Below are 15,968 nucleotides of genomic sequence, written 5' to 3' on the forward strand. Positions count from 1 at the left end.
AATGAAATACGGATTTTTTGATGATGAAGCAAAGGAATATGTGATACAAGATCCTAAGACGCCTTTTCCATGGATTAACTATCTAGGAAACGACGATTTCTTCTCACTAATTTCGAATACAGCAGGAGGATATTCATTTTATAAAGATGCTAAGTTTAGAAGGCTAAATAGGTACAGATACAATAATGTACCTATGGATAATGGAGGACGATATTTTTATATCAACGATGGAGAATCGATATGGTCTCCAGGATGGAAGCCTGTAAAAACAGCTTTAGAAGAATACGAATGTAGACATGGGTTGAGCTACACAAAAATAAAAGGCAAAAAGAACAATTTGTCGGCAGAGGTGACCTTTTTTGTTCCACTTGGTAGTTGGGTTGAGATACAAAAAATGGTATTAAAAAATAATGGAGACCAAGCCAAAAGTTTCAAACTGTTTTCCTATAACGAATGGTGTTTGTGGAATGCAGAAGACGATCAAAATAACTTGCAAAGAAATCTATCAACAGGGGAGATAGAGATCAAGGATTCTACAATTTATCATAAAACAGAGTATAAAGAGAGAAGAAATCACTTCGCTTTTTATCATGTGAATGATTCCATTGATGGATACGATACAGATAGAGAATCATTTGTAGGCCTATACAACGAGTTATCATCGCCGGAAGTAGTAGTTAGTGGCGAAGCGTCTAATTCAGAAGCACATGGATGGTCTCCAATAGCCTCTCATTATAAAGAAATTACGCTTCAGCCGGGAGAGCAAAAAGAGTTGATTTTCCTATTGGGTTATGTAGAGAATGAAGAAGATAAGAAGTGGGAAAGCAAAGGTGTAATTAACAAAGAAAAGTCGGACCAACTTATTGAGAAATTCAATACAGTGGAAAAAGTGGATCAGGCATTTAAAGAACTGGCAGCTTATTGGGAAAACTTATTATCGGTGATTTCTATTGATCATGATGACGATAAGTTAAGCAGAATGGTGAATATCTGGAACCAATATCAATGTATGGTTACCTTTAATATGTCGAGATCTGCTTCTTTCTTTGAAGTGGGTATCGGTAGAGGTATGGGCTTTAGAGATTCCAATCAGGATTTGATAGGGTTTGTACATCAAGTGCCGGAAAAAGCAAGACAACGTATTATTGATATTGCTTCCACTCAATTCCCAGACGGTAGCTGTTATCATCAGTACCAACCGTTAACCAAAAGAGGTAATGACGCTATCGGAGGTGGATTTAACGATGACCCTATGTGGTTGATATTGGGAACAATTAGCTACATCAAAGAGTCGGGGGATTTTACAATTCTAGACGAAATGGTGCCATTTGATAATGACCCATCACTTGCACAAACACTCTTCGATCATTTAAGAATATCTTTTGATCATGTCATCAATAATTTAGGACCAAACGGACTTCCATTAATTGGTAGAGCGGATTGGAATGATTGCCTTAACCTGAATTGCTTCTCGAATGATCCTAATGAGTCTTTCCAAACAACAGAAAACAATACAGAAGGTTCCAAAGCAGAATCTTTGATGATAGCCGGTTTATTTGTGGTCTATGGAAACGATTATGTGGAACTGTGTGAGGTACTTGGTAAAGAAGAGGAAGTAGAAAGGGCGAAAGGACATGTAGCTCAGATGAAGGAAGCAGTGAAGCAAAAAGGTTGGGATGGAGAATGGTTCTTAAGAGCGTACGATTTCTATGGCAATAAAGTAGGATCTGATGAAAACGAGGAAGGGAAAATCTTTATAGAATCTCAGGGATGGTGTTCTATGGCCGAAATTGGTCTTGAAGAAGGTTTGGTGAAAAAGTCGTTGGATAGTGTGAAAGAACGATTGGACACTCCTTATGGTATTGTGTTGAACAATCCTGCATTTACAGAATATAAAATAGAGTACGGTGAGATATCTACGTATCCAAAAGGCTATAAAGAAAATGCAGGTATTTTCTGTCATAATAATCCTTGGATTATGATTGCCGAAACTAAAATTGGTAGAGGTAATCAGGCTTGGGATTATTATAAGAAAATTAGCCCAGCATATTTAGAAGATATTCAGAAATTACACAAAGTAGAACCCTATGTGTATTGTCAGATGATTGCAGGGAAAGATGCATATATACCTGGGGAAGGGAAAAACTCTTGGTTATCAGGAACAGCTGCTTGGAACTTTTATGCAGTAGTTCACTATATCTTAGGTATCCAGCCAGATTATTATGGTTTAAGAGTAGATCCATGTATTCCATCAGATTGGAAAGAATATACAGTAAATAGAAAATTTAGAGGAAGTGATTATGAAATCACAATAAAAAATCCGAATCAAATTGAAAAAGGTCATGTGACTTTATCAGTAAACGGAGAAGAAATAGTTGGAAACTTAATTCCATTCAAACAGGGCAGAAAGTACAAGGTTATTGCAACTATCAGTTAAAGGACAAACATTGTAAGAGGATTACTTATTCTATTTCAATGGTTTATGAATTGGAGCACTAATACAATATTTGTTATTAGTGCTTTTTTATTGTGGTCAAATAGTGGATTTATATTCTAATTTTATGTAGATTAGACACTTATAATTACCAACCCTGCTATATGTCAACTTTTAACACCTCCCGTAAGTTGCGTAAGAAGTTCATTGCTCTTTTAAGCTCTCTCAGTTTAGAAGAATTAAACTATGTTCCAGAAGGTTTTAATAACAATATTATCTGGAATTTTGGACACTGTATCGTAACACACCAACAACTATGTTATTCATTATCGGGCGTTACACCGCCTATCGATGCAAAATGGATCAATCTATTTAAAAAAGGAACGGCTCCTCACCGTGACTTTACACAAGAAGAAGTCGACGAACTAAAAGTACTCGCCCTTCAATTACTCGAAAAATTAGATGCTGATAAGGTAGAAGGAATCTTCAAGAAGTATAATAAATACGTATCGGCATTAGGAGTAACAATCACAAACATTTCCGAAGCAATTGTGTTTAATAACGTGCATGAAGGCGTTCATATCGGTTATGCTATGAGCATGAAACATGTTATAGAATATCAAAAAAGACAATGGCAAGCGGAAGAACAGACAAGACAGATGGCTATCGCCCAATAAGTTGCACCACTTATGATCATTACGAAATTTGGGCTATGAGAAAAACACTACTTTCTATCAGTTATGGAAATAAACAAGAAACTACTCGAATCGTAACTTTAAAAGTTGTCGATGGAGTGGAATATGCCGTATTAGAAAATGGTGATGATGTGAGATTAGATCTAATTCAAGAGGTACTAGAAGCGTAAGCCCATCACGAGTACATCATCAATTTGGAAGGAAGTTTCTACAGAAGAGGCTTCCTTCCATTGTTTAAACTCTTCCTCAAGCATAAGTTGTTGTGTTTTACAATCCTTATTGGCAATGTTGGATAATAATGTACGGAAACGAATCGATTTGTATTTTTTATTGTATTTGCCACCAAACTGATCTTCATATCCATCGGAATACAAATACACCATCATCCCTTTTTTGATCTCAATTGTATAGTTCTCACATTTATTTTCAACTCCGAAAAAATTACCAATATAATAACGTCCTCCTTTTATAAAGTATTCGTCTTCCTTATCAACAATTAGAATGGGTGATTTAGCACCTGCAAAAGTGATGGTATTATCGTTGGGATCAAGTGGTATCCTTAAAATAGATATAGCCATACCATCTCTGGAATATAGGTGATCTTTATCGTAATTAAGATTACTCAATTCATCATGAAGTCTCTCAATAATCTGTTTTGGATTATGAATGTTCTTCTGATTGACGATTTTATCTAATAGAGAAACACCCAGCATACTCATTAATGCCCCCGGAACCCCATGTCCAGTACTGTCGCCGCAAACAATAATCTGATATTGCCCCATAGCAAATCCTTTCCAATAAAAGTCGCCACTCACTTGTTGCTTGGGCTTGTTGAAAATAAATAAATTCTCTACTCGAGAAATATTGTTTACTTCAAAATGTGGTAGAAAAGTTTTCTGTATGTTAGAAGCATAGTTGATGCTTTCCTTTATTTCATAATACTGACTACTTAAAAGGTCTTTTTGCTTTTCAATTTGTTTATTTTTGGTTGATAGTTCTTTATTCTGAAGTAAGGATACTTGATACAGTTCTTTATTTTTATTTCGTTCTGAAATGAGCATTTGTCTTTGTATAAATGCCCTGTGCTCAATTCTATACTTTATTATTGTAATAAGTAAAATCGTGATGTTTATGACAATAAAGTTATTGATAAGTGGGGAGACGACGAGTAAGTTATAATTGTACTCAAGTAGATAACAAAAAGGGATTAATCCACCGAGTACGATGCTAATCATTACGATAGGAGGGATAACAGAATATAGAAGAACGCTTAAGGTAACTGCAGATATGATGTATAAACCGGAATCGAAAGATTTATGTCCATAAGCCAAGTAAGTGATGCCAAACAAACCATATATAATGGATGTGATCCCAATAGTATAAAGATATTGCCAATTTTTTGATGTGGAATTTTTATACTTTGGATAAAAGCGAAGCCCAATAATTAAAAAAGAGAATAAAATAGAAGGAACCCTCATAGCAGTGAAGTTGAGTGGTTGTATTTCTTTAAACATGGTGTAATCGGCCACGACAAAGTAAGAAATGATCAACAAGTAAAATCCAAAGAAGTAAGGCGAAGCAAATCTTATTTTACGAATTTGTTCGTTGGTAAAGTTGTTATAGTCAATGTTTTGCACGGTTGTTTATAAGTAAAAATAAAATAGATCACTTTAATTACAATGATAAGCGAATAGAGGATTGTCTAGAAAATAGTTTACAGTGAATAGGCAGGTGAAATAATTAGTAAAGTTTATTTCCTACCCGTCATTCTTCTGAACATTCGCTTTTCAAATTCCCAGAAAAAGCGAAACTGTCCTAAAAGTGTACCCCAAATTAATAAAAGTACTTGATAACAAGGCAAACCAATAAAGAAAAATGCAGCAATTCTAACCCAAATAGATGAAGTGGAATCAATTCCAAAAATGGGGTAAACATAAGGCTTTACAGTGTACATAAATGTAGTACCCGTTAACGCAAACACTAGGAGTATGACTACAACACTCCAATTGCTTTTTACGCCCCAACGAGTTTTTAATTTATCTATAAAGCTCATACAAATTGTACTTAATATTAAGTGGAAACCTTTTTATCTTAGATAAAATTACAAAGAATAATTTACCTTCTCTAATACATCGAGGATACTTATCGTTTTTTATCAAATAGAATGATAAAACGACAATACAATAATGATAACATTTCAAGCAAATTATTAACTCTAAGGAAATAAAAAAGTAGAACGAATCTGTTAAGAATATCAAGAAGAATGAGATAGATTGAATCTTTTCTTCTATTTTTGTGTGATTTTTTAAAGACGCCTGTATTTTTTCGTTAATACTTATGTTAGAAACAAACAGACGTTTAGAGAGTTAAGGAATAACAAGTAACTTTGTCATATGGACAAGATGGAAAATATTCGCAACTTTTCGATTATTGCTCACATCGACCACGGTAAATCTACCTTGGCCGATCGCCTTTTGGAGTCAACTCAAACGGTGGCACAGCGTGATATGCAAAGTCAGTTGCTAGATAATATGGATTTGGAACGTGAAAGAGGTATTACAATTAAGTCTCACGCGATCCAAATGAACTACGTGCAAGATGGAGAAGAGTATGTGTTGAACTTGATTGACACTCCAGGTCACGTCGATTTCTCTTATGAGGTATCAAGATCAATTGCTGCCTGTGAGGGTGCATTGCTTATCGTAGATGCATCACAAGGTATTGAGGCACAAACTATCTCAAACCTATACTTGGCAATGGAGCACGATTTAGAAATCATTCCTGTAATGAACAAAATCGACCTTCCACATGCCAACCCAGAAGTAGTGGCCGATCAGATCATGGACCTTTTGGGTTGTGAGAGAGAGGACATTGTTGAGGCTTCAGGTAAAACTGGTTTAGGGGTGGAGGACATCTTGGATGCCATCGTTAAAAGAATTCCAGCACCAAAAGGTGATCCTAAAGAACCTTTGCAAGCATTGATTTTCGATTCAGTGTATAACTCATTCAGAGGAGTAGAGGTATATTATAGAGTATTAAACGGTACCATTAAGAAAGGTGATCTTGTAAAATTTGTCAACACAGGCAAAGAGTATAAGGCAGATGAAATTGGCGTATTGAAATTAGACCAAGAGTCAAGAAAATCTATTTCTGCAGGTAACGTAGGATATATTATTTCAGGTATCAAGGAAGCAAAAGAAGTGAAAGTAGGTGATACGATTACATTAACTGAGCGTCCTTGTACAGAAGCCATTCAAGGTTTCGAAGATGTTAAGCCAATGGTATTCGCAGGTATTTACCCTGTAGATACGACGGAATATGAAGATCTTCGTGCTTCTCTAGAAAAGCTTCAGTTAAACGATGCTTCTCTAGTTTGGGAGCCTGAGACTTCGGTAGCCTTAGGTTTCGGTTTCCGTTGTGGTTTCTTAGGAATGCTACACTTGGAAATCGTTCAAGAAAGATTGGAGAGAGAATTCAATATGACAGTGATTACAACGGCTCCATCCGTTCAATATCATGCTTTTTTGAATAATGCAGAAAATGATGAAGTGGTAGTAAACGCTCCATCGGATATGCCTGATCCATCGAAATTGGATAGAATCGAAGAACCATACATCAAAGCCAATATCATCTCTAAAGCAGAGTATGTAGGTCCAATTATGGGATTATGTATGGAGAAGCGTGGTGAATTGAAAAATCAAGTTTACTTAACAACAGATAGAGTAGAGTTGATTTTCGAAATGCCACTTTCTGAAATCGTATTCGACTTCTTCGATAAGTTGAAAACAATTTCAAGAGGTTACGCATCATTGGATTATGAATTAATTGGTTTCCGCCCATCTAAATTGGTGAAATTGGATATCCTATTAAATGCCGACCCTGTCGATGCTTTCTCTGCAATTGTACACCGCGATGGTGCTTATGATAGAGGTAAGAAAGTCTGTGAGAAATTAAGAGAAGTAATTTCACGTCAGCAGTTCGAGATTCCTATCCAAGCAGCTATCGGTACTAAGATTATTGCTAGAGAAACCATCAAGGCACTTCGTAAAAACGTAATTGCCAAATGTTATGGTGGTGATATCTCTCGTAAGCGTAAGCTATTAGAGAAGCAGAAAAAAGGTAAGAAACGTATGCGTCAGCTAGGAAACGTTGAGGTAACACAAGAAGCCTTCATGTCAGTATTGAAAGTGGACTAACCTCCATTTGATTATAAAAAGATAAAGCGATAAGAGTTCTCAAACTCCTATCGCTTTTTTCTTCTACTGATGATATGTCTTTAATGCCTTTAAGTAAGTCACAATAGTTTTGAGATAAGCCTCATGTACTATTAATCAATTATCATCATTTGAATAATTTCTTTAATGAACTAATTAATAATGGTTTATACCTAGAATATCGCAATAAATTTGATGAATTCATAATTATATAAATACCTTACTATCTGTTATTAAAATAGTGATATTTTAGTGTGAAAAATACAATTTATTTCATCTTTCCCTTCTATATTTTGATGATTTGTGATATCCCAATGAATAAAATCATCCTATTGCGTTATTTTTTATAAAAAGTAATCGACATTATTTTAGAATAAGTAGATTTGCAGCATGGAAACTAAAAGTATTACGGAAAATAGAGCCACTAAAATTGTGCTTCGACTAATTGTAATTAGTTCGATTGTTAGAGCATTTATCGGTGGATGGATGGAGTTCAGTAATGACGAGGTATATTACTGGACCTACGCTTTATATCCTGCATTAAGTCATTTTGATCATCCGCCAATGGTTGGTTGGGTGATTCAGCTATTTACACTAAACTTAACTTTACCTTATGAGTTTTTTATGCGATTGGGTGGGGTGGTGTTTGCAGGAATCAATACTTTCTTGATTTACAGAATAGCCTCGAAAATTAAAGATCATATTGCAGGTTTATACGCTGCATTTTTATATACATCTTCTATTTATGCCTCTATTCTAGCAGGTATATTTATTATTCCAGATACTCCTCAGACCTTATTTTGGATGTTGAGTATTTATTTCTTGATGGACGCTTTACCAAGAGAAATAAATGCCAAGAGTAGAAAAAACCTTCTTTTAGGTGGTTTAATGATAGGTCTTGCGGGATTATCAAAATACCATGGTGGATTTATTGGCATCGGAGTAGCATTGTATGTGTTACTATCGGATAGACGTTGGTTAAAAGATTGGAGTATTTGGGCGGCAGGTGCTATTGCAGTAGCTTGTATGTTCCCTGTGATCTATTGGAATTACAGCAACGATTTCATCAGTTTTACTTTCCATACAGAAAGGGTAACTCCTGCATTGGAACTTCGTTTAGACTATTTCTTTACTGAAGTAGGAGGTCAAATTGCTTATAATAATCCTTGGAATTGGTACTTAATTATTGCTGCTTTAGTCGGTATTTTTAAAGGCAGAAAAGTGATGGAAAAGAAAGAGTTGCAAGTTTTGTTGTATAACGGACTTCCTCTTTTATTGGTATTTACATCATTTGCTTTGTTTAGAAGAACATTACCTCACTGGACGGGTCCTGCATACTTGCCGCTTATCATTATTGCAGCGGTGTATTGGAGAGAAAAACTTATTGATGCTAAAGCGAAAAATGTATCAAGATTATGGAAACCAAGACGTATTGTGGGGTCAACAGTTTTCTTATCGGTTGTGTTGGCCATTGCTTTTTGGCTGATCAACTTTAGTCCATTGCAATTAGGAAAAACAGATTTGAGTAAACCAGAAATTTTTGGGGAGTATGATTTTACTCAAGATATGTACGGTTGGCGTCAGATCAACAAGAAATTAAAGCCTATTATAGCTAAAGATGTAGCTGATGGAAACATGAAAGAAAATGCAAAATTTGTAGCTTTTGAATGGTTCCCAGGTACACATATCGATTTTTATATTGCTCATCCGAATGGCCATCCTTTGATAATGATGGGGAATTGGGATCAGATTCATAAATATGCTTGGATTAATAACGACCGTGGAGGTTTACAAGTAGGTGAGGATGTCTATTTTGTAAATGTGACTAACTGGGGTAGAGATGTTCACCAAGTATTCGGAGAGTATTTTGATAAAATTGAAGAGGTCGATCGAGTGGAAGTGACTCGTGGTGGCAACTTGATGCGTTATGCTTACCTATATCGTTTACGCGGATATAAAGGAAATTATCCTTTCCCAGATCCGTTCGAAAAACATCATCATTTGACAAACTAAGAAGAGATTATGGAGCCGTTTGAGTGGGAGAGATCATTATTTTTATTTTTTAACGGGATGCATAATCCGGCATCAGATAGTTTTTTCTGGTGGCTGACTACACCGGTAAATTCTTGGCCGTTATATGTCTTTTTGTTGATGTTTTCGTACATCAAATTTGGATGGAAAAATACATTGATCACTTTGATAGGTTTAGGAATCGCAATTGGATTGGCGGATGCAATCGCTTCTCAAATCATTAAAAAATTAATTCAGAGGCCACGACCTTCTCATGATCCTGTCATAGAACATTTAGTACATACGTTACATGGCTATAAAGGTGGGGCTTATGGTTTTGTGTCTTCACACGCTTCTACTTCTATGGCGATTGCTCTATTCTTCTATAACGCTTGGAAGAAACGTTTCCCTTGGGCTGTCTTATTATTTGTATGGACCATTGTATATTCTTACAGTCGTATCGCAGTGGGAGTTCATTTTGTGGGTGATATTATCGGTGGGTGGTTAGTAGGCTTATTAGCATATTGGCTATCAATAAAGATTATGGCATTTGCTTCGACAAAGATACCTTGGTTAAAGAAGAACTCTTAAATTTAATAAGGAGACAGTAAAGGATCGTACGATATGATATGAACTATCTGTTGGGTAGGATTTAATTCTTTATCATAATTGATCATAGAAATATTTATTGGATACTTTTCCTCATTAAAAATACTTCTGTAGGTGATTCTTGTAGAATCGGATGCCACAAAGAAATTGGTATTCAAAGTAGGTTTAGTGAGATCGGTGACTAAATGTTTTGTCAGTTTATAGTCTTCTATATTGTCTAAAGTGAGGAATTGAGTGAAGTTAGTCGTTCCGTAGATCATCGAATTTCCAAATTCTAAGTATTCGAAAGTAGTATTAAGTGAAGAACTGAACAATTCATTTTCTAGAATTGTATTGTATGTTTTCACTCCTTTCAGGGTACCCTCTTCATAGGTATAAAAATAAGTTTTCCCTTCTTTGAAGTTTTGAATTCTATAAGGCAGGGCAACTTGCTCAGAATTTTGAATGTTTAGATAATCAATTCCGTCCTTGGTAATTGTAGTCGTATTTCCTGAGTAGCTGAATAAATATTGATGAAGTTCATTGGCATCTCCATCTAATACTTTTATTGATTCAAAGGTTAATGAATTGTCTACATAATCAAGTACTAAAATTCTTATGTTATCTTCCTGATCATATTGAATGATATCGGAAAATCTAAAGAAGTCATCGTTATAGAAAAATTCTATTCTTTTTAAATCAGAAGCTTCAGGTTCTTTAATAATGTACTCCAGATCTACAGTGTATACGTTTTCGAAAACTTCAATCCCATTATCTTGTTCATCGTCTTCTTGGTCGAAAATCCCACAAGATGAAAAAACGCTACAAAAGAGTACGATAAATAATTGATTATAATTCTTCAAAATGCTCATAAACTTTAAGTTCTTTCATCATTAATCCTCCAGCAACTACACTTGTAATTGGAGCGATAATACCTCCCAATATAGGAATCATAGCCAATAGACCACCACCCAACCCAATAGAGGTCGACATCTTTTTATTTCGCTGTATGTACTGCTTACTTTTATCGACATCGATGTTCCAATATTCAAAATAGTTGTCCATTATCCCAAAACCAAGATAATAACTATTGATTGCTATAGAAATCGCCATAAAAACAATTCCAATCACAGGAATAAAGGTAAGTGGTAATAGGATCAAAGAATAGCACAAACTTTTTAAGGCATTTGGAATACTTACTTTAAAAAATAGGGAAGACATTCGTTTGATATCGAAACGATCGTCCACTTCTTGGTGGTAAGAGATCTTTAAAACCTTTTGAGTCAGTGTATCTTGAATGGGAACTGTAAAGGCACTTAAAATTACTGGGTAAACAAAGATACCTGTAATCATAATAGGTAGGCCTACAAAAAGGAAGAGTACCCAATACATAAGACTGTCTATGGTTGCAGGTTCTAAGCTAGTAATTGATGCCTTCCATTCTTTTATAAAATTGAAGTTTGAAATGGCATCAATTGTCGTGTTCCCTAAATACAAGCTTGCACAAAAAATGAGGGAGAAGAGGATGATTGCAAATATGGATGTGTACAAATAGTATTTCCTCAACCCATTTTTATTGATGTAAACAAGGGCATTATAGTAATGCTTCATGCTTAAAGAAGCAGCTTTGAAATAGGATAGTTTAGTATTCATGTTAATCTTCTTTTTCTTGGAATATCAAGTCATCGATATCTTCAAGTAGTTCTTTTACTTGAGGATAAAGACTTTCTCTCACCAAGAATTCAATATGACATAATTCATCAAAAAATTGTTGACCAAAATCGAGATCAAATTTCTTCGCCACTTTCATCACATCGTTCATCTGTGGATAAGCAAATGTGATTTTAATGGTGCGTTGAACAAACTTTTCTTCGATTTCAGCAAGCTGCAATGCTTCTGCAGCCGATGTTTTATAGGCATTAATCAAGCCAGGGACACCTAATTTGGTGCCACCAAAATAACGAACCACCACCACTAAAGTATCCGTGAGGTTCATCGACATAATTTGCCCTAAGATAGGTAAACCTGCAGATCCAGAAGGTTCCCCATCGTCGTTGGCTCTATACTTGGCTTTATCAGGACCTAAAATGTAGGCATAACACCAGTGTCGAGCATCATAATATTCTTTTCTGTAAGCTTTCGCAATCTCTTTCGCTTTCTCTTCTGTCGTCACATGATGAGCTAAAGCGATAAACTTACTTCCTTTATCTTTAAATAGACCTTCACTTGTACCTTTTAAGGTAAGGTATGCATCTTCCATAATCTCTACTCCCCAAAGTGATCTAATACATGATTAATTGCCTCTTGCATCTCTGGTGATAATTGTTGCTCCTCCCAAGGATGCTTGGTGTTGAATGTATGAGATCCTCCTTTAATAACTATATCTTTGATATTCGGTTGAAGCTGTTTTAAATAATGCAATGATTGAAGAGGTACTGTCTCGTCTTCATCACCATGTATACACATCACAGGGATATTTAGCTTTTTGATGTTCAAGGCAATATCTAAACGTCCCTCATTGGCGTAATAATCTTCTGCTACTTGATAATACAATGGCAATTGTTCTTGTGTTCTACCGTTTAAAACATAAGTTACACCATTTTCCTTCCACTCCTTCATCGTTTCCTCGTTGAAACTATCTACTCTTGGAATAGAAGCTAATGTAGCTACTTTCTTAATGCGACTATCTTCAGCAGCTTTTAATAGAACAACACCTCCGCCACGGCTGTGGCCGATAATATTGATTTTATCTAAGTCGATATGATTCAAAGGACACTCTTCTGAGTGCAACCAATCGATCATCATACCGATATCATCTAATTCTTTTGAAAAGTTATTCTGTGCAAAAGCTTCTTTATCCACCACTTCAAAAGGCATGTCTAAAGTGGTGCCATTGCTATGAAAGTTCATCTTGATGCAGCAATAACCGGCATCAGCAAATTGATCGGCGATCATATCAAATGCTCCCCAATCTTTAAAACCTTTAAAACCATGGATAAATAAAACCAAAGGTAGTTTACCTTCTTTAGACCATCTTGCATCTGCAAGGAATCGTTTGCCCTCTTCTTTAGCTTTTAGAATAAATTCAATCTTCTTCATAACCTAAAATTACCAAATTCCATTTAGATACCCTTCGTCTTGGCGTTTTTTGTAGACCATAAATGAAAAACAAAGTCAAATAAAAAAGGCAACAATACGAATATTGTTGCCTCAATGTATATCAAATAGAAGTAGATTATGCTTCTGCCTCTACTTCGTCTTTCTCTACTCTAAGGTTGTTGATAATGAATTTCTGACGATCCATTGTATTTTTACCCATATAGTACGACAGTAAATCTTTGATATTACTGTCCTCACTAAGGATCACAGGATCAAGACGGATATCATCACCAATAAAACCACCGAATTCGTCAGGAGAAATCTCACCCAATCCCTTAAATCGAGTGATTTCTGGCTTACTGCCTAATTCACTTACTGCTTTTTGTTTCTCTTCTTCAGAGTAACAGTAAATCGTTTTCTTCTTGTTTCTAACTCTAAATAGAGGAGTTTCCAAGATATAGATATGTCCTTTTTCTACAAGATCAGGGAAGAACTGAAGGAAGAATGTTAAGATCAATAGACGGATGTGCATACCATCGACATCGGCATCGGTAGCGATAACGATTCTATTGTATCTTAATCCATCAATTCCGTCCTCAATGTTCAAGGCATGTTGGAGGAGGTTGAATTCTTCGTTTTCGTAAACGACCTTCTTCGTTAATCCGAAAGAGTTTAACGGTTTACCTCTCAAACTAAATACGGCCTGACTCTGAACATTACGAGATTTTGTGATACTACCCGATGCAGAATCACCTTCGGTAATGAATAAAGTGGTATTTCTTTTCGACTCTTCCTCACCTTTCTTATCGTTAAAGTGAAGACGACAGTCTCTTAATTTCTTATTATGAAGATTGGCTTTCTTTGCTCTTTCGTTGGCAATTTTCTTTACACCAGCGATTTCCTTTCTTTCTCTTTCAGATTGTTGGATACGCTTTAATAAAGCTTGCGCTACCTCAGTGTTTTTGTGTAAGAAATCGTCTAAGACTTTGCTTACGAAATCGTTTACAAAAGTACGAAGGGTAGGGCCATCAGGACCAATATGAGTAGAACCTAATTTTGTTTTCGTTTGAGATTCGAAAACAGGTTCTTGAACTCTTACCGCTACAGCCGCCACAATTGATGCTCTAATATCTGCAGCATCAAAGTTTTTTCCGAAGAAATCACGTACTGTTTTTACGATCGCCTCTCTAAATGCAGAAAGGTGAGTACCGCCTTGAGTGGTATTCTGACCGTTAACAAAAGAGTGGTAGTTCTCTCCATATTGATTCGCGTGAGTAAATGCAAATTCGATATCTTCACCTCTAAAGTGAATGATAGGATATCTGATCTGCTCTGCGTTGGTTTTTCTTTCTAATAAGTCTTTAAGACCATTTTTAGATAGGTAGCTTTTCTGATTTAGCTTTAAAGTTAAACCAGAGTTTAAGTAAGCATAGTTCCAGAATAAATCATCAAGATAGTCTGGAAGGAACCTATAATTCTTAAAAATGGTATTATCTGGCTTAAAGTAAATGGTTGTACCATTTTTCTCATTGGACTTGGCAATTGGTAAGTCATTTGTAATCTGACCTGCTTCAAACTCAGCCACCTTCTTTTCTCCATTTCTTACAGAAGAAACTCTAAAATAATTAGAAAGTGCGTTTACTGCCTTTGTACCAACACCATTAAGACCCACAGATTTTTGGAACGCATTAGAATCGTATTTGGCACCCGTGTTGATCTTAGATACACAGTCAACTACTTTCCCTAAAGGGATACCACGACCGTAATCTTTTACCAACACCGAACCATCCTCAACGGTAACATCAATCTGTTTACCGAAGCCCATCATGTGTTCGTCAATACTGTTATCTACTACTTCTTTCACCAAGACATAGATACCGTCATCAGGAGCAGAACCGTCTCCTAATTTACCGATATACATACCTGGGCGAAGTCGAATATGTTCACGAGGATCCAGTGACTTAATACTGCTCTCGTCGTAATTATTATTGTTTTCTGCCATAGTTTGTCTTCCTTTCTACACAATAATAGTTTTAAATTTGAACAAAATGAATTCTAACCGGTTAATTTGTCTTATTTTTTAGCAAAAACAAAAGAACTAAGAAACTAAGGAACTAAGCAACTAAGTTTTAGTACTTGTTGTTTTTTTCCAATACCTCATAGTTTCGTTTGCCGAGGGGGTATACTCCTCTTTTGGGAGGATGAGTAGCTTAAGAGAAGTAAAAGAACATGCTATTAAGAAGAAGATTATTTTTTGAAATTACTTCGAGGGGTTTCATCACCTCTCTTATCAAAGAATTATGCTCCCTTAGTTCCTCAGTTCCTTAGTTTCTTAGTTAAAAACGAGCGTTAACTTTGCTACCTGCTACCTAACCCACTCTCTTAATCACCACCAATCTATCTTTCCAGTAAGGAGAGAAAGCAGTTTCCTTTACACCGTCTTTAGAAGAAGTGTAGATGAAGTTAAATCCTTGTGCAGTTTTCTTAGTAATAATTCCACAGTTGCTCACACGGCTGCTTCCCTTTTGAGTAGAAAAGAAAACCAAGTCACCAGGTTGAGCATCTTCTGTTGCTACCTTTTTACCTTGTCTAGCTTGTTCTTGAGATATACGAGCTAATTTTACACCTGCAGCTTCCCAAGATAGCATTGTAAGTGCACTAGCATCAATTCCATTTTTTGATGTTCCAGCACTTTTATACGGAGTACCTACTAAAGAACGAGCCATTTCTACTGCTGTTTCAGCTTTGTCGTTCTGTGTTTTTTCTGATGTAGAAGTTGTTGTAGTAGAAGATTTTTTAACTTCTTCTTTTTTGATGGTTATAGTTGCTTCTTGTTCCTCATTATTTGATTGTGATTCATTAGATGAATCACAAGAGATAAAAGAAGTTAGTCCTAACAGTAGGATAATAGTCGTTGTTGTTTTCATG

General features: G+C 35.7%; 14 protein-coding genes. 6 read left to right on the forward strand and 8 right to left on the reverse strand.

Translation table 11 applies throughout. The features are described from left to right. Position 1 precedes the first annotated feature (1 nt). The 3 genes from KMW28_RS04820 (at position 2) to KMW28_RS04830 (ending at position 3,299) form a co-directional block, all read left to right on the forward strand. A complete protein-coding gene (locus tag KMW28_RS04820) occupies positions 2–2,437 on the forward strand; it encodes a GH36-type glycosyl hydrolase domain-containing protein (protein ID WP_169664376.1) in 2,436 nt (811 codons plus the stop codon). 161 nt (positions 2,438–2,598) lie between these two features. Next, positions 2,599–3,111: a DinB family protein gene (locus KMW28_RS04825; RefSeq protein ID WP_066209809.1), complete on the forward strand. Its 513-nt coding sequence runs from the start codon at positions 2,599–2,601 to the stop codon at positions 3,109–3,111. A 35-nt stretch (positions 3,112–3,146) separates the two neighbouring features. Further along, on the forward strand, positions 3,147–3,299 hold the full coding sequence (locus KMW28_RS04830; protein ID WP_169664377.1) for a hypothetical protein: 153 nt from the start codon (positions 3,147–3,149) through the stop codon (positions 3,297–3,299). Here KMW28_RS04830 and KMW28_RS04835 read toward each other — a convergent pair. Both KMW28_RS04835 and KMW28_RS04840 read right to left on the reverse strand, forming a co-directional pair. Next, complete coding sequence (locus KMW28_RS04835; protein WP_169664378.1) at positions 3,288–4,766, reverse strand: PP2C family protein-serine/threonine phosphatase; 1,479 nt, start codon at positions 4,764–4,766, stop codon at positions 3,288–3,290. The two genes, KMW28_RS04830 and KMW28_RS04835, sit on opposite strands and share 12 nt — an antisense overlap. 113 nt (positions 4,767–4,879) lie before the next feature. Further along, positions 4,880–5,182: a DUF6787 family protein gene (locus KMW28_RS04840; RefSeq protein ID WP_169664379.1), complete on the reverse strand. Its 303-nt coding sequence runs from the start codon at positions 5,180–5,182 to the stop codon at positions 4,880–4,882. 349 nt (positions 5,183–5,531) lie between these two features. Between KMW28_RS04840 and lepA the strand changes: the two genes are divergently transcribed. The 3 genes from lepA to KMW28_RS04855 all read left to right on the forward strand — a co-directional run bounded on the left by lepA (position 5,532) and on the right by KMW28_RS04855 (position 9,944). Further along, on the forward strand, positions 5,532–7,325 hold the full coding sequence (gene lepA / locus KMW28_RS04845; RefSeq protein WP_169664380.1) for a translation elongation factor 4: 1,794 nt from the start codon (positions 5,532–5,534) through the stop codon (positions 7,323–7,325). Positions 7,326–7,733: 408 nt separating this feature from the next. Further along, positions 7,734–9,356, forward strand: coding sequence for an ArnT family glycosyltransferase (locus tag KMW28_RS04850; protein WP_169664381.1), 1,623 nt, complete (start codon positions 7,734–7,736; stop codon positions 9,354–9,356). Positions 9,357–9,365: 9 nt separating this feature from the next. After that, entirely contained in the window at positions 9,366–9,944 is a 579-nt protein-coding gene (locus KMW28_RS04855) for a phosphatase PAP2 family protein (protein ID WP_169664382.1), read from the forward strand. 2 nt (positions 9,945–9,946) lie between these two features. Here the strand turns inward: KMW28_RS04855 and KMW28_RS04860 are convergent, their stop codons facing one another. The 6 genes from KMW28_RS04860 to KMW28_RS04885 form a co-directional block, all read right to left on the reverse strand. After that, on the reverse strand, positions 9,947–10,813 hold the full coding sequence (locus tag KMW28_RS04860) for a hypothetical protein (RefSeq protein WP_169664383.1): 867 nt from the start codon (positions 10,811–10,813) through the stop codon (positions 9,947–9,949). Continuing rightward, complete coding sequence (locus tag KMW28_RS04865) at positions 10,791–11,594, reverse strand: EI24 domain-containing protein (protein ID WP_169664384.1); 804 nt, start codon at positions 11,592–11,594, stop codon at positions 10,791–10,793. The genes KMW28_RS04860 and KMW28_RS04865 overlap by 23 nt, the downstream gene beginning before the upstream one ends. 1 nt (position 11,595) lies before the next feature. Further along, entirely contained in the window at positions 11,596–12,201 is a 606-nt protein-coding gene (locus tag KMW28_RS04870; protein WP_169664385.1) for an IMPACT family protein, read from the reverse strand. Positions 12,202–12,206: 5 nt separating this feature from the next. Next, on the reverse strand, positions 12,207–13,040 hold the full coding sequence (locus tag KMW28_RS04875; RefSeq protein ID WP_169664386.1) for an alpha/beta hydrolase family protein: 834 nt from the start codon (positions 13,038–13,040) through the stop codon (positions 12,207–12,209). 136 nt (positions 13,041–13,176) lie between these two features. Beyond that, positions 13,177–15,042, reverse strand: a complete 1,866-nt coding sequence (locus KMW28_RS04880; protein WP_169664387.1) for a DNA topoisomerase IV subunit B — start codon at positions 15,040–15,042, stop codon at positions 13,177–13,179. Positions 15,043–15,409: 367 nt separating this feature from the next. After that, positions 15,410–15,967: a C40 family peptidase gene (locus KMW28_RS04885; protein ID WP_066209779.1), complete on the reverse strand. Its 558-nt coding sequence runs from the start codon at positions 15,965–15,967 to the stop codon at positions 15,410–15,412. Position 15,968: the final 1 nt, after the last annotated feature.

Source organism: Flammeovirga yaeyamensis (assembly GCF_018736045.1).
Classification (GTDB): domain Bacteria; phylum Bacteroidota; class Bacteroidia; order Cytophagales; family Flammeovirgaceae; genus Flammeovirga; species Flammeovirga yaeyamensis.

Bases quoted from the DNA above. Each gene is read 5' to 3' on its own strand.
- KMW28_RS04820 (WP_169664376.1), top strand. From the start codon at position 2: ATGAAATACGGATTTTTTGATGATGAAGCAAAGGAATATGTGATACAA.
- KMW28_RS04825 (WP_066209809.1), top strand. From the start codon at position 2,599: ATGTCAACTTTTAACACCTCCCGTAAGTTGCGTAAGAAGTTCATTGCT.
- KMW28_RS04830 (WP_169664377.1), top strand. From the start codon at position 3,147: ATGAGAAAAACACTACTTTCTATCAGTTATGGAAATAAACAAGAAACT.
- KMW28_RS04840 (WP_169664379.1), bottom strand. From the start codon at position 5,182: ATGAGCTTTATAGATAAATTAAAAACTCGTTGGGGCGTAAAAAGCAAT.
- lepA (WP_169664380.1), top strand. From the start codon at position 5,532: ATGGAAAATATTCGCAACTTTTCGATTATTGCTCACATCGACCACGGT.
- KMW28_RS04850 (WP_169664381.1), top strand. From the start codon at position 7,734: ATGGAAACTAAAAGTATTACGGAAAATAGAGCCACTAAAATTGTGCTT.
- KMW28_RS04855 (WP_169664382.1), top strand. From the start codon at position 9,366: ATGGAGCCGTTTGAGTGGGAGAGATCATTATTTTTATTTTTTAACGGG.
- KMW28_RS04860 (WP_169664383.1), bottom strand. From the start codon at position 10,813: ATGAGCATTTTGAAGAATTATAATCAATTATTTATCGTACTCTTTTGT.
- KMW28_RS04865 (WP_169664384.1), bottom strand. From the start codon at position 11,594: ATGAATACTAAACTATCCTATTTCAAAGCTGCTTCTTTAAGCATGAAG.
- KMW28_RS04870 (WP_169664385.1), bottom strand. From the start codon at position 12,201: ATGGAAGATGCATACCTTACCTTAAAAGGTACAAGTGAAGGTCTATTT.
- KMW28_RS04875 (WP_169664386.1), bottom strand. From the start codon at position 13,040: ATGAAGAAGATTGAATTTATTCTAAAAGCTAAAGAAGAGGGCAAACGA.
- KMW28_RS04880 (WP_169664387.1), bottom strand. From the start codon at position 15,042: ATGGCAGAAAACAATAATAATTACGACGAGAGCAGTATTAAGTCACTG.
- KMW28_RS04885 (WP_066209779.1), bottom strand. From the start codon at position 15,967: ATGAAAACAACAACGACTATTATCCTACTGTTAGGACTAACTTCTTTT.